This window comes from Aromatoleum toluclasticum ATCC 700605 (genome assembly GCF_000378245.1).
Lineage (GTDB): Bacteria > Pseudomonadota > Gammaproteobacteria > Burkholderiales > Rhodocyclaceae > Aromatoleum > Aromatoleum toluclasticum.
In genome coordinates, this window is the sequence record NZ_KB899503.1 from 119441 (window position 1) to 141466 (window position 22026).

Annotated in this window: 16 protein-coding genes; 6 read left to right on the forward strand and 10 right to left on the reverse strand. The window is 67.8% G+C overall.

Annotated features, from left to right (window positions below; all coding sequences use genetic code 11):
* Window positions 1-4 precede the first annotated feature (4 nt).
* From F464_RS0119750 to F464_RS0119770, 5 genes are all read left to right on the forward strand, one after another.
* Window positions 5-871, forward strand: a complete 867-nt coding sequence (locus F464_RS0119750; protein ID WP_018991583.1) for an FAD binding domain-containing protein — start codon at window positions 5-7, stop codon at window positions 869-871.
* Entirely contained in the window at window positions 855-1328 is a 474-nt protein-coding gene (locus F464_RS0119755; RefSeq protein WP_018991584.1) for a (2Fe-2S)-binding protein, read from the forward strand. The genes F464_RS0119750 and F464_RS0119755 overlap by 17 nt, the downstream gene beginning before the upstream one ends.
* Before the next feature lie 13 nt (window positions 1329-1341).
* On the forward strand, window positions 1342-3750 hold the full coding sequence (locus F464_RS0119760; RefSeq protein ID WP_018991585.1) for a xanthine dehydrogenase family protein molybdopterin-binding subunit: 2409 nt from the start codon (window positions 1342-1344) through the stop codon (window positions 3748-3750).
* Window positions 3747-4943, forward strand: coding sequence for a CaiB/BaiF CoA transferase family protein (locus tag F464_RS0119765; protein WP_018991586.1), 1197 nt, complete (start codon window positions 3747-3749; stop codon window positions 4941-4943). The genes F464_RS0119760 and F464_RS0119765 overlap by 4 nt, the downstream gene beginning before the upstream one ends.
* A 155-nt stretch (window positions 4944-5098) precedes the next feature.
* Complete coding sequence (locus F464_RS0119770) at window positions 5099-6247, forward strand: ABC transporter substrate-binding protein (RefSeq protein WP_026296164.1); 1149 nt, start codon at window positions 5099-5101, stop codon at window positions 6245-6247.
* A 66-nt stretch (window positions 6248-6313) separates the two neighbouring features.
* On the opposite strand, the gene F464_RS0119775 is transcribed toward F464_RS0119770, so the two are convergent.
* Window positions 6314-7330 carry an AraC family transcriptional regulator gene (locus F464_RS0119775; protein WP_026296165.1) on the reverse strand — a complete coding sequence of 339 codons (1017 nt, stop codon included), beginning with the start codon at window positions 7328-7330 and terminating at the stop codon, window positions 6314-6316.
* A 224-nt stretch (window positions 7331-7554) separates the two neighbouring features.
* Here F464_RS0119775 and mobB point away from each other — a divergent pair, with 224 nt between their 5' ends.
* The gene (gene mobB, locus F464_RS0119780; RefSeq protein ID WP_018991589.1) at window positions 7555-8109 is read left to right on the forward strand and encodes a molybdopterin-guanine dinucleotide biosynthesis protein B; all 555 of its coding nucleotides are present in this window, start codon (window positions 7555-7557) and stop codon (window positions 8107-8109) included.
* A 17-nt stretch (window positions 8110-8126) separates the two neighbouring features.
* Here mobB and F464_RS29085 read toward each other — a convergent pair whose 3' ends face one another.
* From F464_RS29085 to F464_RS0119825, 9 genes are all read right to left on the reverse strand, one after another.
* Entirely contained in the window at window positions 8127-9671 is a 1545-nt protein-coding gene (locus F464_RS29085) for an AMP-binding protein (RefSeq protein WP_018991590.1), read from the reverse strand.
* Window positions 9672-9841: 170 nt separating this feature from the next.
* The gene (locus F464_RS0119790) at window positions 9842-11785 is read right to left on the reverse strand and encodes an oxidoreductase (RefSeq protein WP_198292301.1); all 1944 of its coding nucleotides are present in this window, start codon (window positions 11783-11785) and stop codon (window positions 9842-9844) included.
* 80 nt (window positions 11786-11865) lie between these two features.
* Window positions 11866-13623, reverse strand: a complete 1758-nt coding sequence (locus tag F464_RS0119795) for an acyl-CoA dehydrogenase (protein ID WP_018991592.1) — start codon at window positions 13621-13623, stop codon at window positions 11866-11868.
* Window positions 13624-13668: 45 nt separating this feature from the next.
* On the reverse strand, window positions 13669-15249 hold the full coding sequence (locus F464_RS0119800) for an acyl-CoA synthetase (RefSeq protein WP_018991593.1): 1581 nt from the start codon (window positions 15247-15249) through the stop codon (window positions 13669-13671).
* Window positions 15249-15926, reverse strand: coding sequence for a helix-turn-helix domain-containing protein (locus tag F464_RS0119805; RefSeq protein WP_018991594.1), 678 nt, complete (start codon window positions 15924-15926; stop codon window positions 15249-15251). Before F464_RS0119805 ends, F464_RS0119800 begins: the two co-directional genes overlap by 1 nt.
* Window positions 15923-16384 carry a cobalamin-dependent protein gene (locus tag F464_RS29090; protein WP_018991595.1) on the reverse strand — a complete coding sequence of 154 codons (462 nt, stop codon included), beginning with the start codon at window positions 16382-16384 and terminating at the stop codon, window positions 15923-15925. The genes F464_RS0119805 and F464_RS29090 overlap by 4 nt, the downstream gene beginning before the upstream one ends.
* 13 nt (window positions 16385-16397) lie before the next feature.
* The gene (locus tag F464_RS0119815; RefSeq protein WP_018991596.1) at window positions 16398-18044 is read right to left on the reverse strand and encodes an acyl-CoA mutase large subunit family protein; all 1647 of its coding nucleotides are present in this window, start codon (window positions 18042-18044) and stop codon (window positions 16398-16400) included.
* Window positions 18041-19792 carry a hydantoinase B/oxoprolinase family protein gene (locus F464_RS0119820; protein WP_018991597.1) on the reverse strand — a complete coding sequence of 584 codons (1752 nt, stop codon included), beginning with the start codon at window positions 19790-19792 and terminating at the stop codon, window positions 18041-18043. Before F464_RS0119820 ends, F464_RS0119815 begins: the two co-directional genes overlap by 4 nt.
* A 77-nt stretch (window positions 19793-19869) precedes the next feature.
* Window positions 19870-21978 carry a hydantoinase/oxoprolinase family protein gene (locus F464_RS0119825; RefSeq protein ID WP_018991598.1) on the reverse strand — a complete coding sequence of 703 codons (2109 nt, stop codon included), beginning with the start codon at window positions 21976-21978 and terminating at the stop codon, window positions 19870-19872.
* Window positions 21979-22026 lie beyond the last annotated feature (48 nt).

The window sequence follows — 22026 nt, forward strand, 5'->3', positions numbered from 1 at the left end:
ATCAATGACAGCAATCGAAAGATATGCCGCGCCGCAGAGCCTCGATGAGGCGCTCGGCATCCTGCAGCAGGGCGAAGTGACGATACTGGCCGGCGGCACCGATCTGATGCCGCAGACCAAGGCCGGCCGCGTCGCGTTCAAGCCGACGCTGATGAACATCGGCCGTGTCGCCGGACTGAAGGGCGTGACGCTCGACGGCCAGCACCTGCGCATCGGCGCGCTCACCACGATCAGCGAGCTCCTCCGCGATCCGCTCGTCGCGCAGCACGCACCGGTGCTCGCCGAGGCCTGCGATCACTTCGCGAGCGACCAGATCCGCAACGCGGGCACGCTCGGCGGCAACATCAACAACGCCTCGCCCGCGGGTGACACCCTCGTACCGCTGATCGTGCTCGACACGGAAGTCGAGCTCGCATCGAAGCCGAACGGCTCGGTCGCGACGCGTCGCATGCCGCTCGCCGAGTTCTTCACCGGCCCGGGCAGGACCAAGCGCAACGCGAACGAGCTGCTGACCGCGGTGCGCATCCCGCTGCCGAAACCGGGTCACGTCGCGCGCTTCTACAAGTTCGGCACGCGCCCCGCGCTCGACATCTCGACGATCTCGATCGGCATCGCCGGCGTCATGCGCGACGGCACGCTCACGAACACCCGCGTCGCGTTCGGCGCCGTCGCCCCGACGCCGGTACGCGCGCCGCGCACCGAAGCCGCGCTCGAAGGCCGCCGTCTCGACGCCGGAGCGATCGAAGCCGCCGCCGACGCCGCGCGCGACGAGGTGAACCCGATCGACGATATCCGCGCGAGCGCCTGGTACCGCAAGGAACTGATCCATAACATGACCAAGAGGATGCTCGACCATGTCGCTCAAGCATGACATCGAATTCACTCTGAACGGCGTCACAAAAAGGCTCACCGTCGACGTCACGATGAACGCGCTCGACATGCTGCGCGACGTCGTCGGGCTGACCGGCACGAAGTACGGCTGTGGCGAGGGCGAGTGCGGCGCGTGCACCGTTCGCGTCGATGGCGAGACGCGCAATTCCTGCCTGATGTTCGCGGTCGATCTCGACGGCCGGGACATCGTCACGATCGAGGGCCTCGCCGCCGATCCGAAAGCGGACGCGCTGCGCGACGCCTTCGTCGAGCACGGCGCGGTGCAGTGCGGCTTCTGCACGCCCGGCATGGTCATGCAGGCGGCGCACATTCTCGACACGAATCCGGACGCGGACGCCAACGCGATCAAGCGCGGCCTCGAAGGGAACCTGTGCCGCTGCACCGGCTACAAGAAGATCGTCGACGCGGTCGAATCCGCGTGCTGCGGCGGGCGATGAGGAGAACGACAGCATGAACGTCGCAGAAAAACCCGTGATCGCACCCGAATCCCTGATCGGCCAGCGCATCCAGAAGAAGGACGCACCCGAAAAGGCCGCCGGCAAGACGCGCTACATCCAGGACATGATCGTGCCGGGCGTGCTGCACGCGAAGATCCTGCGCTCGTCGCGCGTGCATGCCAAGATCAAGAGCATCGACACCTCCGCGGCGAAGGCGCTGCCGGGCGTCCATGTCGTCCTCACCGCGGCGGACGTGCCCGACCAGCAGCCGATCGGCGTCGCACGCGACCATCTGCCGCTGAAGGGCGAACGCGTGCGCAGCCTGCGCGACGAGATCGCCGCGGTCGCCGCCGACAGCGAGGAGATCGCCGAGGCGGCCTTGCGCCTGATCCGCGTCGAATACGAGGATCTGCCGATCGTCGCCACGCCCGAGGACGCAATCAAGCCGGGCGCGCCGCTGATCCACCCTGTCCCGCTCGCCGCCGACGGCCAGCCGAAGGCGCTGCCACCGAAGACGCCGATCGCATTCGCAGGCAAACCCGACAACATCGCGATGCGCTTCGACTACACGCACGGCGACGTCGCGCAGGCCGAAGCCGAGTCCGACGTGGTCGTCGAGGACACGTTCCAGCTGCATTACGTGACGCACTGCTGCATGGGCGTATCGGGCGTCATCGCCGAGTTCGACGCCTCCGGCAACCTGCTGATGTATTCGAACACGCAGGTGCCCTTCCTGCACAAGCGCGAGTTCGCCGAGTACCTGAACATCGACCCGAGCCGCGTGCGCATCATCCAGCCCCCGATCGGCGGCGGCTTCGGCTCCAAGCTCGATATCTACCCCTTCGAGGTCATCTGCATCTTCCTCGCACGCGCCGCGAAGCGCCCCGTGAAGATGGTTTTTACGCGCGAGGAGGAGTTTCTTGCGTCGCCGACGCGCCAGCCGGTGCTCTTGACGCTGCGCTCAGGCTGCAAGAAGGACGGCACGCTGACCTTCCGCCAGGTCCATACGCTGCACGACAACGGCGCCTACACGTCGTGGGGCGCGACCACGCCCTTCGTGATGATGCAGACCTTCTCGTCGCTGTACCGCGTGCCGGCCTGCGACTACCACACGACCGTCGTCTACACGAACAACCCGTACGCCGGCTCCTTCCGCGGCTACGGCAACCTGCAGGCGACCTTCGCCATCGAGCAGCACATGGACATGCTGGCCGAGAAGATCGGCATGGACCCGCTCAATTTCCGCATCAAGAACGCGCAGGACGCCGGCGAAGTCACCGGCCAGGGCATGAGCTTCAAGAGCTGCGGCTTCAAGGAGTGCCTGACGACCGCCGCCGAGCGCAGCGACTACCGGAAGAAGCACGCCGACAACCTCGCCAACCGCGACGCGCCGGGACCGGTGAAACGCGGCATCGGCATGGCGTCGATGCTGCACGTGGGCGGCGGCGCGAAGATCTACCCGTCGGACGGCTGCGGCACCATCCTCAAGCTCGACGACTTCGCGAACGTCACGCTCATCACCGGCGCATCCGAGATCGGACAGGGCTCGGAGACGGTCCTGTCGCAGCTCGTCTGCGAGGAGCTGGGGCTGCCGATCTCGGCGGTCACCGTCGTCAATAACGACACCGCGATCACCCCGTGGGACGTCGGCGTGCATGCGAGCCGCACGACCTTCATCGCCGGCAACTCGGCGATCGGCGCGGCGCGCAAGGCGAAGGCGAAGATCCTCGCGGCGGCGGCGAAGAAGCACGGCTGCGACGAGGCGATGCTCGACCTGCGCGGCGGCTTCGTCGTCGTCGCCGAGACCGGCGAGCCCGTGGTCGAGCTCGCACGCCTGATGCGGAACCTCCACTTCTCCGACAAGGCCGAGCTCGTCATGACGACCTTCTATTACGAGCCGCCGAGCGTGCACCAGGACAAGGGCTTCAAGGGCGACGTGTCGGCCGCGTACGCGTGGGCGACGCAGGTCGTCGAAGTCGAGGTCGATACCGACACCGGCATCGTCAAGATGACGAAAGTCACCGGCACGCACGACGTCGGCCGCGTGCTGAACCGCCTCGGCCTCGAAGGCCAGATCGAAGGCGGCGTCGTCATGGGCCAGGGTTACGCGCTGACCGAGAACCTGATCGTCGAAAACGGCGTCACGCGCAACCCGAACTTCCGCGACTACAAGCTCGTGACCGCGCCGGAGATTCCGGAGATGGACATCACCTTCGTCGAGTCCATGGATGGCGAAGGCCCGCAGGGCGCGAAGGGCGTCGGCGAAGCGCCGTCGATCTGCATCGCCGCGGCGGCCGCGAACGCGATCTACAACGCGACCGGGGTGCGCATCTTCGGCCTGCCCTTCACGCCGGAAGCGGTGTACCGGGCGCTGCGCGGCAAGGCCGAAAAGCCCAACTGGCAAGCGTGGAAATCGGCATGAAGCGCCGCACCGTACTCTCTATGGAGCAGGCGTTGTCGATGCCCTACGCGACGCTGCGCTTCGCGCAGCTCGGCTGGCGCGTCATCCGCATCGAATCGACGCCGGCCGGCGACGGCCTGCCCGGCGACCCGAACCGCTATATCGGCGGCACGGTCGCCGACGACGACCGGCGCACCTACTTCATCGCACCGAACGTCGGCAAGGAAGCGATCGCGCTCAACCTCAAGGAGCCCGACGGCCAGGCGCTGCTGCGGCGCCTCATCGTCGAGCTCGACGTCGATGTCTTCTGCTGCAACACCGTGCCGCGCCGCTACAAGCAGCTCGGCATCGACTACGAGACCTTGAGCGCGGCGAAGCCGGAACTGATCTGGGCCGGGATCTCGGCGATGGGCCCCGACTACCCGGACGCGCCCGGCTACGACCCCGTGATCCAGGCGATGGCGGGCTACATGGAGCTCACCGGCCCCGCCGACGGGCCGCCAACCCTCGCCGGCGTGCCGATCATCGACCTGAAGGCGGGCGACGAGGTCTATGCGAACGTGATGATGGCGCTGCTCGAACGTGCCGAGAGCGGCAAGGGAACGCGCATCGACGTGTCGATGCTGCAGGCCGCGGCGTCCTGGCTTATCACGACGCTGCCGCTCATCGACTTCGACTGCCAGCCGTCCGAGATCACGCGCTGCGGAAACGAGCACCGCAAGTTCATCCCGACGAACGTCTATCCGACCGCCGACGGCTTCATTTACATGGCGATCGGCAGCGACGTGCAGTGGAAGCGGCTTTCCGCCATCCCCAAGTTCGCGGCGATCGGCAATGCCGTACGTGCGACCAACGAGGGGCGGCACCGCGACCGCGATTCGATCCACCGCGACGTCGCCGCCGTCACGAGCCGCTATCCGACTACCGAGATCGCTGCGGACTTCCGCGACGCCACGATCCCCCACGCGCCGATCCACGACATACCGGCCGTGCGCGACATGGACGCGATCCGGCGACGGCTGACGACGACGCGCATGCCCGGCGGCAAGCTCGTGCATATGCAGCCCATGGCGGTCGATGTCGCCGGAGCCGATGGTGGAGAGCTGCCGTTTCCGCCGCGCTACGGCCAGCACACGGATGCCGTGCTGCGCGAGGCCGGATGCAGCGATGTCGAGATCGGGCTGCTCCATGCGAGAGGGATCATCGCCGGCTGAGTCCGGGCGCTACATCGTCATGCGGCGCCCCACCGGGAGGGGCGCCGCCCTCGACTCACCAAGCCCGGAATCCATCGACGGCGAGAGGAGCGCACGGAGCCCATCCGCGCGCGACAAGAGACCCCCGTGGTCCACATCGTAGGAGACACCAGAACATGAAGACACTTGGCATTCGGTTGGCGCTGTCCGGGCTCGTGCTGGCTGCGTCGCTGTCGGCGCACGCCCAACTCAGGATAGGCGTCGTGTCGTCGGCGACCGGCCCGATCGCGCTGGTCGGCATTCCGCAGAAGAACACGGTGCAGCTGCTGCCGGCGAAGATCGGTGAGCTCACGGTCGAGTACATCGCGCTCGACGACGCGAGCGATCCCACCGCCTCCGTCACCGCCGTGAAGAAGCTGATCTCGGAGCAGAACGTCGACGCCATCATCGGCCCCTCCGGCTCGCCCAACGCGATGGGCGTGATCCAGTTCGTCGCCGATGCGGGCGTGCCGCTCCTCGCCCCGGTCGGCACCGCGGCCGTCGTGACGCCGATGGACGACAAGAAAAAGTGGGTGTTCAAGACCACCCAGAACGACGACATCATCGCCCGCGCGCTCGTCGAGCACATGGTAAAGGCCAACGTGAAGACGGTCGGCTTCATCGGTGTCGGCGACCCCTATGGTGAGAACTGGTACAAGGTGTTCTCGGGACTCGCCGACAAGAACGGCATCCAGATCGTCGCCAACGAGCGCTTCCAGCGCCAGGATGCGTCGGTCACCGGCCAGAGCCTGAAGATCCTCGGCGCGAAACCGGACGCGGTGCTCGTCGCCGCCGCCGGCGGGCCGGCGGTGCTGCCGCAGACCACCCTCGTCGAGCAGGGCTACAAGGGCCAGATCTATCAGACCCACGGAGCCGCCCTGCCCGACTTCCTCAAGCTTGGCGGCAAGAAGGTCGAAGGCACGATCCTCGCCGCGAGCCTGATGCTGGTGCTGCCCGAGATCGCCGACACCCACCCGTCGAAGAAGATCGCCGCCGACTACATCGCCGCGTACGAGAAGGCCCACGGCACCCGCCCCGCCACCTTCGGCGCCAACGTCTTCGACGCCGGCCTGCTCCTGCAGCGGGCGGTACCCGCCGCGGCGAAGGTCGCCAAGCCCGGCACGAAGGAGTTCCGCGCCGCGCTGCGCGACAGCCTCGAGCAGACCCGCGAGCTCGTCGGCACCCAGGGCATCTACAACATGAGCACGACCGACCACAGCGGCTTCGACGAGCGCGGACGCGTCCTCATCGCCGTCAGGGACGGCAACTGGACCTTGGCGAAATAAGGTCGCCGCCCGGCCGAACCGTTACGGCCCGGCCGGAAAAGGAAAAGGGGGCGTATGCCCCCTTTTTCATCGGTGCAGCGTCGCGGACGGGTTTTCGCCGAAACTGCGTTTGTAGTCCGACGTGAAGTGCCCGAGGTGCGAGAACCCCCAACGCATCGCGACCGCGGTCACCGTCGTCGCATCGGGCGCGGCCTGTAGCAGGTCCTCACGCACGCGCTTCAGCCTGACGTCCTTCAGGTACTGCATCGGCGTTGTGTTGCGGTACTTGCGGAACCCAACGAACAGGGAACGCGTGCTGACGCCGGCGTGCTCGGCGAGAACTCCGATCGTCAGCGGCTCGTGCGCGTTCTCGTCGATCATCCGCTCGACCCGCCGCACGAAATGTGGCGCGACCGAAGGGCTTTCATCCTCGAGGCGCTCGGAATAGTTGTGAGGCTGGCACAGGAGCAGCGTCGTGATGACCATCTGCTCGATCTGAGCTGAAAAAAGCGGCGAGTCGAGGATCGTGTCGGCGCCGCTGCGCTCACCGGCAACTTCGTCGCACAGCCAGTTCATCAGGCGCACCCACGACCGGCTCCGTGGGGCGGCGAGCGACATCTCCGGCCGGAATTCGATTGGGCGGCGCAGATCGCCGCCAAGGTGCTGACGGCAGTGGCGCTCGAGCGCATCGCGCTCGATCTTCACGAACAGTTTTTCGGTGTCGTCGCCGTGGCGCATGCAGACCGGCAGCGTGGGGCTCAGCACCGAGGCGACGTCGGGCGTCGAATCGACGGTGCGCCCGCCGTGCTCGACGACTTCCGAGCCGGTCAGCGGCATCTGCACGAGCGCGAAACTGTCGAGCAGTCCGGGCTCGATCGAGACGCTCGCACCGTAGCGGATCCGCCCGACGCCAATCCCACGGATGCGGCGGAAATACATTTCCGCGTCGATCTGCCGGGACTCGCCGACGACACGCAGCCGGTGCGCGCAGAACACGCGCGACACGCGGTCGCGCGCTTCGTCGAGGTCCGACGTGCGAAACAAGAGCGAATTTGCGAGTACCGGGCCGGCGGCACCGGCTCCGAACCGTTTTTGTATCTCCACGACCTTCTCCTCCAAGTTTTACTGCTCAGGCAGTTTTTTTATGTTTCAACTAGTGGCGTTCAAATTGATACACCCCTCCCCTTCCTGCGTCATCACTTTTTCCCGCCGCTTCGCCCGACCTGAGCAGAAAGGTGCAGCGCTCGGATAAGTCCTTCGTTCCGCGGATAGGCGGTCGCAGTCCCTGGCTTTAGCCTGAACGCAACTCCCCGACGCAGGACATGCAGATGAAAGTGTTCGGATTCGCCGGGTTCAGTGGCGCGGGAAAGACGACGTTGATCGAACGAGTCGTCCCCTGTCTCGTAAATGGGGGCCTGCGCGTGTCGCTGATCAAGCACGCCCACCATGCGTTCGACATCGACCGGCCGGGCAAGGACTCGTGGCGCCATCGTCGGGCCGGGTGCAGCGACGTCCTGGTCGCGTCGCCGCAACGCGTCGCGTTGATGCGCGAGTTGCGCGGTGCGCCCGAGCCGGACCTGGACCGCCTCGTGCGCATGCTCGCCCCGTGCGATCTCGTGCTGATCGAAGGCTACAAGCACGCGCCGCTGCCGAAGATCGAAGTGCGCCGTGCGGCGCGACCAGCGCCGGCGCTGCACCGCACCGACCCGTGGGTCGTCGCTGTGGCGAGCGACCGTATCGAGGACACACATCTGCGCACGTTCGCCCTCGAGGAGCACGAAGCGATCGCGGCCTTCATCTGCCGGTATCTCGCGCTGGCTCGCCCTTCGCGGCAGCACCCCCGCCGCGCGCGCACGGCGGCGAACGTGCTCCGCACAGGCTAGCACGCGACCGGCGCGGCTCAGATTCGCGAACATTCGGCCTGCAGAAGCGACTCACGCAGCCGGTTCTTGTCGATCTTCCCGACCGCTGTCTTGGGCAGCTCCTCGACGATTGAGATCTGCGCGGGCACCTTGTATTTCGCTAGATTCGCACGGCAGTGCTCCACCAGTTGCGCGGGACTCGCCGCCTGGCCCGGTCGCAGAGCGATGAAGGCTTTGACGAGTTCGCCGCGGTACGCGTCGGGCGTCGCGACGACCGCCGCTTCACGCACCGCCGGGTGCAGGTACAGCACTTCCTCGATCTCGCGCGGGAACACGTTGAAGCCGGAGACTTTCGCCATCTCCTTCTTGCGGTCGCGAATATACAGGTACCCGTCGTCATCGAATTCGCCAACGTCGCCGGTATGGAGCCAGTCGTCGCGGATTGTCGCGGCAGTCTCGTCAGGCAAGTTGCGGTAGCCGGACATGACCTGCGGCCCGCGGACGCGGATTTCGCCCTTTTCGCCGACGCTGAGCGTCCGCGCGCCGCGTTCGAGGTCGACGATCTCGATCTCGGTGTACGGCAAAGGCCGGCCGACCGATCCCGACTTGCGAACGCCGTCGAGGGGGTTGAAGGTCAGCACGGGACCGGTTTCCGACTGGCCGTAGCCTTCGAGCACCGGCGCGCCGGTCGCCCTTTCCCATCGCCGCAATAGTTCCTCCGGCAGAGCGGCCGACCCGGAATACGACAAGGTCAGATCGGAGAAGTCGACGCTCCCGAACCGCGGATGTGCGAGCAGACCGGTAAATAGCGTCGGGCTGCCGGCGATGATCGTGATGCGCTCCCGCGCGAGCAGATCAAACACCGCCTCCGGCGTGTAACGCGGGACGATCACGAGTGTGCCGCCGGCGTAGGCCATGTTGTGGAGGCACATTGCGACTGCGTAGATGTGGAACAGCGGCATCACGCATAGCAGTCGCTCGCAATCCTTGCGCGTCGGCAACAGCGCCTCACGCTGGCTGATGTTGGTCGCGATTGCGCAGTGGCGCAGGTTCACACCTTTCGCGCGACCGGTCGTGCCGCCGGTGTACTGCAGGGTCGCGAGGTCGTCGCCCGTCGGCAGCGGCGGCAGCGCCCGGTCCGCAGCGCGGCGCCACGCGGTCAGCCGCCGGCCGCCCGCTCCGATGCAGATGCGATGCGGAATGCGCAGCACATCGAGGATAGGCTCGACGACGTCGCGCTTGTCCTCGTCGTAGATCACGACATGGAGGTCGGCATCCTCGAACAGTGCGCGCAGCTCGCGGGCGGTGTACATCGGGTTGAACGGGGCCGCCTGCGCGAGCGCCGCGTGCGCGGCGAACATCGCGATGCAGATGTCCGCGGAGTTGCCGAGCACGAAGCCGACGCGTTGTCGCGCCGCGCCGAGCGCGACGAGCTCGTCGGCGAACCACGCGACGCAGCGGAGGTATTCGCGGTAGGTCAGGCGTTCGTCACCGCATACGATCGCGTCCTGATCGGGGACGCGATCCGCAGCGTTAACCAACATATGCACGACGCTCGGATATACCGTGGGCAGCTTCGACATGTCTCCTCCTCGGGCGACGCCACGGGGACTCCGGCGTGGCGACGCGTGCTCAAATTCTCTCGAAACCCATCCGCGCGCGGCCCCCCCTCGACGGGGAGGCCGGCACCAGCGCTGCGCGTGCGTTGCTCGGACGGCGCGCCCGCCCAGCCACGCTTCGGTGCGATACCCGGTCAAATCCGACAGCCCACCCGGTAGCCGCCGTGTATCGCGTCGTAGACTTTCGCGGTGCGAACGCAGTCGCCGGCCTCGTAGACGTCGATGCCGCCTACCGCCCGCAGCGCCACGGCGAGACCGTCGCGATTCGGCCCATAGCCGAGCGCGGTAACAACCGAATCCGCTTCGAAGCGGCGCGGTTTGCCGTTGCGATCGTTCGCGGTGACCAGCCCGCCGTCGACCTCTGCGACCTGCAGCCCGGTGACGATCTCGACCCCGGCCGCGGCCAACATCTCGCCGTACGAGATCTTGTCGGTGATCGTGCAGTCGCGCGCCATCAGCTCGTCGCGCCGATGCAGGATGGTCACGGCCCGGCCCTCCCGCTGCAGATGCAGCGCGACCTCCACGGCGGTTTCGCCGCCGCCGAGTACGATCACGCGCCGCCCGGGCGTGGCCCCGCCGTTGAACACGTCGATCGCATCCATCACGCACGGTCCGTCGATACCGGGGATCGGCGGCGCCGATGCCTGACCGCCGGTTGCGACGACAGCGGCGTCGAACTTCCCGGCGATGTCGGCGGCCTCCGCGCGGCGCGGTACGACTTCGACGCCGAGCTTGGTCATCTGGGTCGCGAGATAATCGTTGAGGAAGCGCAGGTCCGACTTGAACTCGGCGACCGAACCTTCGAACAGGACGCCACCGAGGCTCCGTTTCTCGAACAGCGTAACGCGGTGGCCGCGCAGCGCCGCGACCCGCGCCGCCTCCATGCCCGCGGCGCCCCCGCCGACGACCGCGACCCGCTTCGGCGCAGGCGCCGGCACGATCTGCAGGTCGCCCTCGCGGCCTATTTCCGGATTGACCGAACAACCGACGGCGCGGAAACGGAAGAAGGTGCGGTCGAGGCAGCCGTCGTTGCAGCGGATGCACGGACGGATGTCCTCCTGCCGACCTTCGCGCGCCTTGTTCGACCACTCGGGGTCGGCCCACAGCGGCCTGCCGAGCGAAATGAAGTCGCCCTTGCCTTCGGCGAGGATGCCTTCGGCCAGGTCCGGCAGCGTGATCGAGCCCGATGCAATTACCGGGACACGAACGGCCTTGCGCACCGCCTCGGCCGCCCAAACGTTATGCAGCCGCGGCACCGACATCGGGCTGACCTGGTGGATCATCTGGTGGTGGTCGCCGCCCGAGACATGGATCGCATCGATGCCGAGCGATTCGGCGATCTTCGCGACTTCGATCGTCTCGCCGATGCCGAAGCCGTCGGGCTCGTAGTCGGTGCCGCTCAGGCGTAGCGTGAGCGGGAACTCGCGGCCGATCTTCGCACGCGCGTTCCGGATGATCTCGACGAGCAGGCGCGTACGGTTCTCGAACGATCCGCCGTAGCAGTCGGTGCGCTTGTTCGTGTGCGGCGACAGGAAGTTCGTGATCAGGTAGCCGTGCGCGCCGTGGATCTCGACGAGATCGAAGCCGGCCGCGACCGCGCGCCTTGCCGCGTCGCCGAACGCCTCGACGATCTGGGCAATCTCCTCGACCGACAATTGCTCGGGAATCGCCTTGTCGCCGCTGCGCGCCTTCAGCGCGAGCCAGGGCACCGCGGACGCGGCCTTGATCGGGGGCGTCCCGAGGAATTTCTGCCGCCCGCAGTGCTCGATCTGGATGCCGGCGCGCGCGCCCTGCTCCTTGATGGTCTCTGCGAGCAGCGTGAGGCCCGAGATGTGCTCGTCGCTGCTGATGCCGAGTTGGCAATGCGCCGACTTGGCCGCGATGTCATCGACGTACGCGTACTCGGCGATGATCAGCCCGGTGCCGCCTTTCGCGACTTCGCGGTAGTGGCGGATCAGCCGTTCCGACACCGAGCCGTCGATGTTGCTCATGCCGGTCGAGGTCGGCGCCTTGATGATGCGGTTGGGCAGGTCGAGCGTGCCGATCCGGCCCGGGGCAAACAGCTTCGGATATCTCATCTCCATGAACCTCCTCGTTTGACGCGATTGTTCTGGTGACCGTCCTGCGGTGTGCCGCAGTGCGGGCGGCGCGGTCCGTTTCATCCCGCGCCGGCGAGCGTCTCCGCGTCAAGCGCGTCGAGGCAGGCCGCGCCGACGAGCGCCCGCTGCTGAAGCGTCGGCGCTTCCGGCATGAGGTATTCTGCGTAGAAACGCGCCAGCGCCCGCTTCGCTTCGTGCCGCGGGACGTCCTCGGTCGCCGCCGCCGCCATTCGCAACCACATCCAGCCGCCGGCGACGAGGCCGACCAGCGCGAGGTAGGCACTCGCGCCGGCCTCGGCGTCGCGGCCTGCCGCGCGAGGGGCGAGCGCATCCGTGCAGGCATCGAGCCGCGCGAGCGCGTCGACGAGCGCGTCGTGGATCTCCCGCAGCGCCGCGCGGCCCGACGTCCGGTCGAGGTCGGCGCGGATGCGCGCCGCGAAAAGCGCGTAGCGCCGTGCATTGCTTTCAGGCAGCTTGCGCGTCACGAGGTCGAGCGCCTGAATGCCGTTCGCGCCCTCGTAGATCGACATCACGCGGCTGTCGCGGACGTACTGCTCGACGCCCGCGTCGGCGACGTAGCCATGGCCGCCGAACACCTGCACCGCAAGGTTCGCGACCTCGAACCCGGCCTCGGAACCGCAGGCCTTGCAGACCGGCAGCAGCCACTCGGCGAGCGCCAGCGCGTCGGCGCGCTGCGCGTCGGGGCCGGCCTGCGCGAGATCGAGCTGCAGCGCTGCTTCGAGCACCAGCGCCCGCATCGCCTCGGTGCGCACGCGCATCAGGTGCAGCATCCGGCGCACGTCCGCATGCTCGACGATCGGGCGTGCGGGCGCGTCGGCCCGCCCGCCCTGCGGACGCTCGAGCGCGTACTGCAGCGCCTTCGCAGTGGCCGCGCCGGCCACTGCGACGCCCTGCACCGCCACTTCGAGCCGCATCGTATTCACCATCGTGAACATCGCCTTGAGCCCCGCGTTCTCCCCTCCGACGAGGTAGCCGCGGGCGCCGTCGAAGTTCAGGACGCAGGTCGGCGAGGCCTTGAGGCCCATCTTGTGCTCGACGCGCGTCACCGCCACAGCATTGGCCTCACCGGGCGAGCCGTCGGCCTGCAGTACGCGGTTCGGCACGAGGAACAGGCTCAGCCCGCGTGTGCCCGGGGGCGCTCCCGGAACGCGGGCGAGCACCATGTGGGCGATCTGTTCGGTGAAGTCCTGGTCGCCGAAGGTGATGAAGATTTTCGTGCCGGTGAGGCGATAGCTGCCGTCGACCTCGCGCTCGGCACGCGTCGCGATGCGCCCGACATCGGAACCAGCCTGCGCCTCCGAGATGCAGATCGTCGCCCCCCAGCGGCCGGCCGCGAGCGACGGCGCAAAAGCGTCGACGAGCGCCTGCGGCGCATGCGCGATGAGCAGCCGGGTCGCCGCGCGCTCCATCAGCGGCAGCATCCCGAACGCGACGCAGGCGCCATTGACGAGCTCGGCACACGCCGCCTGCAGCGTCAGCGGCAACGCCTGCCCGCCGAATTCCTGCGGCATGTCCAGCCCGGGCCATCCGGCTTCGACGTAGCGCCAGTATGCGTCGCGAAAGCCGCGCGGGGTGATGACGCGGCCGTCTTCGAGGCGGCTTCCTTCCGCGTCGCCCGGGGCGTTGAGCGGCGCGAGGACCCCGGCCGCGAAGCGCGCGGCCTCGCCGAGTACCGCGTCGGCGAGACCGGCGTCGGCGTGCGCGAATGCCGGCAGGGAAAACAGGCGGCCGTAGTCGAGCACTTCGTCGAGCACGAAGCGCAGGTCGGCGAGCGGTGGGACGTAGGGTTCGTTCATGGCTGAGTCCGGACTCCTTGGATTCGGGATGTAGGGCGGTGCGCCTTAGGCCAGGTCGGGGCGCGTCGTCGCGCCTCGGGCCGTATCGGGGACGGGGGCAAGAACTCGCCGCAATTCCCGCTTCAGGATCTTTCCGCTCGGATTCTTGGGCAGCTCGTCGAGGAACACGACCGTGCGCGGCTTCTTGTAGCTCGCGAGTGCACTGCGACAGTGCTCGACGAGCTCGGGCGCGGACGCCGACATCCCCGGGCGAAGCACGACCGCCGCCGCGACGATCTCGCCCCATTCGTCGTCGGGCAGCCCGACGACCGCCGCTTCGAGGACCGCGGGGTGGTCGTACAGCACGCTCTCGACTTCCTTCGTGTAGATGTTGACGCCGCCGCTGATGACCATGTCCTTGACGCGGTCGACGAGGAAGAGGTAGCGCTCGTCGTCGAGGTAGCCGAGGTCACCGGTGTGGAACCAGCCGTCGCGGATTGCCTTCGCGGTCTCGTCGGGCAGCCCCCAGTAGCCCGCGATCACCGAGCGGCTGCGTACGAGGATCTCGCCGACTTCGCCGGTGCCCAAGTCGCGTCCCTGGGCGTCGACAACGCGGACCTCGGCGCCGACCGCCTCGCGCCCGGCCGAGGCAAGGCGGCGCTGCTGCGTGGCGCTACCGTCTGGCACGTGGTCGGCGGCGACCAGGAAAGTGGCTTCGAGCGTCTCGGTCAGGCCGTAGCCCTGCGTGAAGCCGCAGCGCAGCCGGTCGAGCGCGCGCGCGAGCACTGCGGGCGGCATCGGCCCGCCGCCGTAGAACACCAGCCGCAGCGTCGACAGCGGCCCTGCAGCGAGCTCCGGGTGATTTACAATCGCGTTAATCATCGTCGGCACGAGCAGCGCGACGCTGGCACGATGACGGCGCACGGCCGCGAGCCAGGCCGCGGGCTCGAAGTGGTCGAGGATGACCTGCGTGCAGCCGAGCATCATGTAGGTGATCGCCATGAACACCGCGCCCATGTGATACAGCGGCGTTCCGACAAGGTTGATGTCGTCGGCCCGGCTGCCGTCGGCGACGAACTGGTTGAACGCGTTCGCTTCGAGGTTGCGGTGCGACACCATCGCGCCCTTCGGCAGCCCGGTCGTGCCACTGGTGAAGAACACCGCGAAGGTGTCGTCGTCGCCGGCCGGGGAGTCCACTGGCATTTCGGCGGCCCCCTGCAGCGCCTCCTCGTAGCGCACCGCGCCGTCGAGTGCGCCGGCGCCGACGATCCAGCGCGGCAGTCCCGGCAGCACCGCTTCGAGCGAGCGTGCCCGATCGAGGTAGGCGTCCCCGACGACCAGCAGCGACGGCCGTGCGTGGCCGAGGATCTGCCCGAGCTCCGCGGGCGTGAGCCGGTAGTTCAGCGGCAGCGCGACGAGCCCCGCGCGCGCGATGCCCAGATAGAGCTCGATGTATTCCGGGCAATTCGGCAGCAGGATCGCGACGAATGTGTTGCGCGCGATCCCGGTCGCACCCAGCGCGTGGGCGACGCGGTCGATGCGGCGATCCAGCTCCCGCCACGTCAAGCTTTGCTCGCCGAAGACGAGCGCGGGCTTGTCGGGAAACCGCAGCGCGTTGCGCCGCGCGATCTGATCGAGCGTCATCATCACGCCCCCCGCGCCGGCCGCGGCCGTTTGTAGATGTGGGTCACGCACGGCTCGTCGACCGGGCGCCCGTCGTCGTCGAACTGGCGCCCGAAGCTCGACTCGAAGACGTCCCAGCCCCATTCCCTGGGCATGATGTCCATCCAGAGGGGCGTATGGACGCAGTAAGCCGACAGCGGGCGGCCGAAGGTGTGTGGGCCGGGCGTCTTCATCACGGCGATATCGAGCGTGTGGCGGGCCGAGTCCTCGTTCTTGCCGTCGCGCATCAGCATGCCGCCGCTCGCGCAGAAGTGCAGGATGAAGGTCGTCTTCTCGTCGTCCTCGACGACGCTGAAGCGGTGTCCGTGCGCGCGCAGGAACTGCGCATAGACCTGTACGAGCTGCGCAGTCGAGCCGGTCTCGCGGATCTGCATCAGGATCGGCTTCCACAAGCGCTCGCCGATGAAGCGCCACGCATCCTCGACCGCGGCTTCGCCGAGACGGTCGCGCAGATAAGTGCAGAACAGGCCCGACATCTCGACGTACAGGTCGTGCAGCGGCCGCCACTCGTCATGCATCGCCTGCGTCAGTCCCAGCGCCTCGTCGCGGTCGCCGCGCTCGATTGCGGCGCGGCAGCGCTCGAGCGTGGACGCCGCAAGCTCGGGCCGCTCGACGCCCGCGGCGCAAGCAGCGGCGCTCACGCCGCCCCCCGCGCGAGCAGGCCTTCGACGCGCGCCGCGACGTCGCTCGATAGCAGGCCCGGCAGCATGACGTCTGCCACACCCATGGCCTTCAGCGCCTCGGCGTCGTCGTCCGGGATGACGCCGCCGCAGAAGACCGGAATGCGCAGGCCTTCGCTCTGCATCTGCTCGATCAGCCGGCGCATCTGCGTCATGTGTTGACCGGACAGGAAGCTGATGCCAATCGCGTCGGCATCCTCCTCGATCGCCGTCTTGACGACGCGATCGGCGAAATTGTGCAGCCCGAGATACACCACCTCGTAGCCCGCATCACGCAGGACGCTCGCGACGGTGACGATGCCAGTGTCGTGGCAGTCGAGCCCCATCTTCGCCAGCAGGATTCGTCTGTGGAGCGGTCTGTGGATCGGTTCGTGGATCGGTTCGTGGATCGGTTCGTGGATCGGTTCGTGGATCGTCATGACATTTTCCCCCTCAGCGGAAAGACCAGCTCTGCGCCTGCCGCATCGCCTCGTGGCACTCGCCCATCGTCACCTTGTTCTTCACCGCGTTCATCAGCGCCGGCACCATGTTCTCGCCCGCCTTCCATGCACGGCCGATGTGCGCCATCGCGTCCGCCCACGCCTGCGGGTCGCGCCCTGCACGGTACTGCCGCAGATACTCGCCGCGGCGCGCGCCCCAGACGTCGGCGCGGATCTTGTGCGTCGCGATCGGGACCTCCTCCTCCGGCGGGATGCGGAAGCGATTGACGCCGACGAGGTTGCGCCGCCCCGAGTCGATGTCCTTCTGGTTCTTGATGCGCTCGGCGTTGATCTCGCGCTCGAGCCAGCCCTCGCGGATGCACGCAACCATGCCGCCGCGCTCACCGATGTCGGCGAGCCGGGCGCGGATCGCCGCTTCCATGTCGTTGGTCAGCGTCTCGACGTAGTACGAGCCGCCGAGCGGGTCGATCGTCTTCGTGATGCCGCTCTCGTAGGCGATGACCTGCTGCGTGCGCAGCGCCATCCGCGACGACTCCTCGGTCGGCAGCCCGTGCGCCTCGTCGTACGAGCACAGGTGGATCGACTGCGCGCCGCCGAAGACGGCCGCCATCGCCTCGACGCTCGCGCGGATGATGTTCACCTGCGGCTGCTGGCGGGTCAGCGTGTTGCCGGCCGACTGCACCGAGAAGCGCAGACGCCAGCACTCGGGGTTCGTCGCGCCGAACTCCTCGCGCATCGTGCGTGCGTAGATGCGGCGCATGGCGCGGAACTTCGCGATCTCCTCGAAGAAGTCGATCGAACAGGACAGGAAGAACGACGCCCGGCGCGGGAAGAGGTCGACGTCGAGGCCGCGCTCGCGCGCCCGCCGGAAGATGTCGAAGGCATGGCCGAGGGTGAACGCGCCGTCCTGGATCGCGTTGATGCCGGTCTCCCGCAGGTTGTAGCCGTTGGTGACCATCCAGTTCAGGCGCGGCATGTTCTTCGAGATGAACTCGATGTTGTCGACGCACAGGCGCAGCGTGCCGTCGAGCGGGAAGAACTGCGTCACTGTCTGCAACGGCCCGCCGCTCATCTGGTAGAAGGGGTCGTTCTGCTGCGTGCCGATCACCTTGTCGAAGGGCACGCCCTTGCGCTCGGCGACCGACGCGAGCATCGCCAGCGTCACCGCCGACACCGGCGGGCGGATCGACAGCGCGTACGACACCGCGTCGGGACCGAAGCCGTCGTACAGCGTCTCCATGTCTTCGAGCGTGCTGATCGGCACCCCGGTGACGCCGACCTCGCCGTCGGCGATCTGATCGTCGGAGTCGAAACCGTAGGACGTCGGCAGGTCGATCGTGATGACGAAGCCGTTCGCGCCCTGCCCGTGCAGGTACTTGATGCGCTCGTTGGTCTCCTGCGGCGAACCGAACCCGACCTGGAAACGCCGCGTCCAGATCCGCTCCCGGTACATCCCCGGATAGGGCCCGCGTGTAAAAGGGTAGTCGCCCGGCTCGCCGAGGTCGCGCCCGACGTCGAAGTCGCCGGTGTCCTCGGGCTGATACAGGGCGCGGATGCCGATACCGGCGCCGGTCTCGAACAGCTGCTCCTCGTAGTCGCGGGCGCGTCCCGCGGGCTGCTGCTTGGCTGCATCGCTCATTGCGCGATCTCCTTTCTCAGCGCCGCGGTCGCGGCGCGGTCGAGTTCCAGCGTGTTCGGCGCGACGACGACCGCGTAGTCGTCGTGCGCACGCTTCGCCGACACGTACCCGTAGCGGACCTCGCGTGCGACGACTTCGGCCGGTCGCCGGCGCGGGTCGCCGTAGCCCCCGCCTCCGCCCGCGACCTGATACCAGCGCGTGCCGCGCGGGATCCCGGCAACGACCTCCTTGCTCTTGCACACATGCACGGTGCCGTCCGGGTAGCGCAGCTCGCCGCAGTTCAGCCGCCCCGCCCCGCCGCCGAGGATGCCCTTCGCCTCGGAGCCCGCATCGATGCCGTCTCCGAACGCACTGATGAGGTTGCCGTCGTTCAGAAACTCCATCTCCATCTCGACGCCGAGGCCGCCGCGCCACTGCCCCGACCCGGCCGAATCCGGCATGTACTCGAAGCGGTGCAGGAACAACGGCTCCTTCATCTCGAACATCTCCGGGTCCTGAGCGAGGAGGCCGCCGCCGCACGCGATCAGGCCGATATGGTCGTAGCCATCGGCACCCTCGGTGCCTCCCCCGCCGCCCTTCAGGCCGTTGAACAGGATGTCGACGAAGGGCTGGCCGGTTCGGTTGTTGGTGCCGACAGCGGCAATCGCGAAGAGCGGGTTCCACGCCGCGGTCACGCGCTCGGGCAGCGCCTGCGACAGCGCGTCGAAGACCGCCGCCGAGATCTGGTCCGACAGGTGGTTGCCGAAGGTGCTCGCCGCGGGAAAGCGCGGGTTCAGCATCGAGCCTTCGGGGATATGCACGGTGAGCGGCCGCACCATCCCGGCGTTCTGCGGGATGTTCGGGTCCTTGAGGCACATCAGCAGCGTCAGGATCACCGACGTCATGCTCGAGCCGAGCGGCGCGTTTACATAGCCGGGCGTCTGCGGCGCGGTGCCGGTGAAGTCGAAATGGATGCTCTCGCCGCTAACGGTCGCGGCGACCTTGATATCCATCGTCGAGCCATCGTTGAAGCCGTCGTAGTGCGCGGTCGAGGCGCCGTGGTAGGTGCCGTCGGGGATCGCGCGGACCTCGGCGCGCATCTGCTGCTCGGTCGCGTTGTAGAGGTGCTGCAGGTGCGCGTCGAAACGTTCCCAGCCGTGGCGCTCGACGAGTTTCACGAGCTCCCGCTCGCCCACCGCGCAGCCGCCGATCGCGGCCTGGATATCCTCCTGGACGATCGGAAAGCGGATGTTGCCGAACACCAGATCCCACACGTCCTGGCGCTTCTTGCCCTTCTCGTACAGCTTCACCGGCGTGATCCGCAGCGCTTCCTGCCAGATCTCGGTCGCGCCCGGGTTGTACGCGCCGGCGACCGCGCCGCCGACGTCGGCCTGATGGCCGTTGATCGCCGAGAAGCCGATCAGCCGCTCGCCGACGAAGATCGGCCGCACGATCTTGACGTCGGCCGCCTGGTTGCCGCCGGTGAAGGGATCGTTGTGGATGATCACGTCGCCCGGATGCAGGTCGTCGCCGTAGTAATCGACCATGTACTTGATGCCGAGCGGCACCGCGAAGGCGAGGATCGGAATGTAGGCGGTCTGCTCCATCATCTGGCCGCGCGCGTCGTACAGCCCGGTGACGAAATCCCGCGCCTCGCTGAGGATCGGCGAACGCGCGGTGCGCAACATCACCAGCCCCATCTCCTCCGTGATCGCCTTGAGCCGGCGCTGGATCACCGTCACGAGAATCGGATCGATTGCTTGCGTCATTTCAGGTCTCCCGCTGGGCCGCCCCGAGGGGGCCTGCGCCCCCTCGGGGGGCAGCGAACAAAGTGAGCGTGGGGGTATCACTTCAGAACCCTCCGCAGATAGGTATGCGCGATTTCTTTCCGGAAGAGGCAGAAGGTGCCCGCGCGATCGACGACGAAGTCGTACTCGGGCGACACGAGGGTCGTGGTGGTGATCTGCTCGATCAGCGCAGGGCCGCTGCCGAGGTTGCCGAAAACCATCGCCTCGCCGTCATAGACCGGGACGTCGCGGAACGCCCGCTCGCCGGCGAGATAGACGCGCCGCGTGCCCTTGCGACAACCCTCGGCGCTGTCTTCGCCGCGCGCCATGAAGCGCATTGCCGGCTTCGCGGTAATACCTACGACGGTCACGCGCAGGTTCACGACCTCTATCTCCGTCGGCGAGCCGGCAAGCGAATAGCCGTAGAGATTGTCGTGCTCGCGATGGAACACCTCGCGCAAATAGTCGAGCCCCTCGGCTTCGAAGCGCACGACGTCGAAGCCGCAGGTGATCTCGTTGTGCTGGCCGAGGTAGCGCATGTCGGCGGCGTAGTCGACACGCACGCGGTCGCGGTCCTCGACCTTCTCGCCGTGGAGCACCGCGCGGCCCTCGCGTTCGAGCTCGCCGAGCACCTGGATCATCGCGCGCGCATCGGCCTTCGACGCGAGCGCGTGATAGGTGCGCACATAGCTGTGCTTGAAGTCGGAACGCAGCATGCCGCTCGCGCAGAAGATCGACGACTCCTTCGGCACCAGGATCACCGGCAGCTCGAGCTCGAGCGCGATCATCGCGCCGTGGATCGGCCCGGCGCCGCCGGCGACCACCAGCGGGAACTCCCGCGGATCGATGCCGCGGCTCACGGTGATCTCGCGCAGCCCCGCCGCCATGTTGACGTTCATCAGGTGGTACATGCCCGCCGCCGCCTCTTCGATGGACAGGCCGAGCGGCTTCGCGACGTGCGTGTCGATGGCAGTGCGTGCTGCCTCGACGTCGAGCTTCATGCGACCCCCGAGGAAATACTGCGGGTCGAGATAGCCGAGCACGAGGTTCGCGTCGGTGCAGGTCGGCAGCGTGCCGCCGCGCCCGTAGCAGGCCGGCCCCGGGTCGGCGCCGGCGCTCTGCGGCCCCATGCGCAGCAGGCCGCCATCATCGATCCAGCCGATCGAGCCGCCGCCCGAGCCGATCGTATGGATGTCGAGCATCGGCAGCGCAAGCCGCTGTCGGTTGATCCAGCCCTCGCTGCGCAGCAGCGGCACGCCGTTCTGCACGACGGACGCGTCGAACGACGTGCCGCCCATGTCGACCGTCATGCAGCCGTCGTAGCCCTGCACCGCCGCGAAGGTAATGCCCGCCGTCGGCCCGCTCGCCGGGCCCGACAGCAGCGTCATCGCCGCGCGCTCGTCGGTCGAGGCCGGCGTCGCGACGCCGCCGTTTGACTGCATGATCAGCAGCACGCCACCGAAGCCGATGTCCTTGAGATTCGCGAGCAGCGCGTCGAGGTAGCGGCGCAGGATCGGCCCGATGTAGCTGTTGAGCGCCGCCGTCGATACCCGCTCGTACATCCGTGCCTGCGGCAGCACTTCAGAGGACACGGTGAGGTACGCGCCCGGCAGCATCTCGGCGACCATCGCCTTTGCCGCCTGCTCGTGCGCGGGGTTCGCGTAGCTGTGCATGAAGCACACCGCGACCGCTTCGACCTCCTGCCGGGCGAGCTCGGCGACCGCCGCGCGCAGCGACGCCTCGTCGAGCGGCGTCACGACCTCGCCCGCCGCGTCTATCCGCTCGACCACCGGCAGCCGCCGGTCGCGCGGCACCAGCGGTGGGGGCGGCGCGAGCTTGTTGTTGTACAGCTCCTCGCGGTAGCCGCGGCGCATCTCCAGGATGTCGCGGAAGCCGGCCGTCGTCAGCAGCCCGGTCTTGACCCCGCGGCCGGTGAGCACCGCGTTCGTCGTCACCGTCGTGCCGTGGACGATCAGGTCCACCTGCGCGACGAACTCTGCGAGGCTCGTGCCGACCTTCTCGGCCATCTCCCGCAGTCCGTTCAGCACCCCGATCGACGGGTCCTTCGGCGTGCTCGATGTCTTGAACACACTCGAATTGCCGTCCGCGTCGATGAGAAGGAAGTCGGTAAACGTGCCGCCGACGTCCACGCCGATGCGATAAGTCATTAAGAACCTCCTTTGGTTTTTGCTGCGGCCCGTCCCGGGGCCGACCCG

Excerpts from the sequence above, each read along its gene's own strand:
- F464_RS0119750 (WP_018991583.1), top strand. The coding sequence starts at position 5 with ATGACAGCAATCGAAAGATATGCCGCGCCGCAGAGCCTCGATGAGGCG.
- F464_RS0119755 (WP_018991584.1), top strand. The coding sequence starts at position 855 with ATGTCGCTCAAGCATGACATCGAATTCACTCTGAACGGCGTCACAAAA.
- F464_RS0119760 (WP_018991585.1), top strand. The coding sequence starts at position 1,342 with ATGAACGTCGCAGAAAAACCCGTGATCGCACCCGAATCCCTGATCGGC.
- F464_RS0119765 (WP_018991586.1), top strand. The coding sequence starts at position 3,747 with ATGAAGCGCCGCACCGTACTCTCTATGGAGCAGGCGTTGTCGATGCCC.
- F464_RS0119770 (WP_026296164.1), top strand. The coding sequence starts at position 5,099 with ATGAAGACACTTGGCATTCGGTTGGCGCTGTCCGGGCTCGTGCTGGCT.
- mobB (WP_018991589.1), top strand. The coding sequence starts at position 7,555 with ATGAAAGTGTTCGGATTCGCCGGGTTCAGTGGCGCGGGAAAGACGACG.
- F464_RS29085 (WP_018991590.1), bottom strand. The coding sequence starts at position 9,671 with ATGTCGAAGCTGCCCACGGTATATCCGAGCGTCGTGCATATGTTGGTT.
- F464_RS0119790 (WP_198292301.1), bottom strand. The coding sequence starts at position 11,785 with ATGAGATATCCGAAGCTGTTTGCCCCGGGCCGGATCGGCACGCTCGAC.
- F464_RS0119795 (WP_018991592.1), bottom strand. The coding sequence starts at position 13,623 with ATGAACGAACCCTACGTCCCACCGCTCGCCGACCTGCGCTTCGTGCTC.
- F464_RS0119800 (WP_018991593.1), bottom strand. The coding sequence starts at position 15,249 with ATGATGACGCTCGATCAGATCGCGCGGCGCAACGCGCTGCGGTTTCCC.
- F464_RS29090 (WP_018991595.1), bottom strand. The coding sequence starts at position 16,384 with ATGACGATCCACGAACCGATCCACGAACCGATCCACGAACCGATCCAC.
- F464_RS0119815 (WP_018991596.1), bottom strand. The coding sequence starts at position 18,044 with ATGAGCGATGCAGCCAAGCAGCAGCCCGCGGGACGCGCCCGCGACTAC.
- F464_RS0119820 (WP_018991597.1), bottom strand. The coding sequence starts at position 19,792 with ATGACGCAAGCAATCGATCCGATTCTCGTGACGGTGATCCAGCGCCGG.
- F464_RS0119825 (WP_018991598.1), bottom strand. The coding sequence starts at position 21,978 with ATGACTTATCGCATCGGCGTGGACGTCGGCGGCACGTTTACCGACTTC.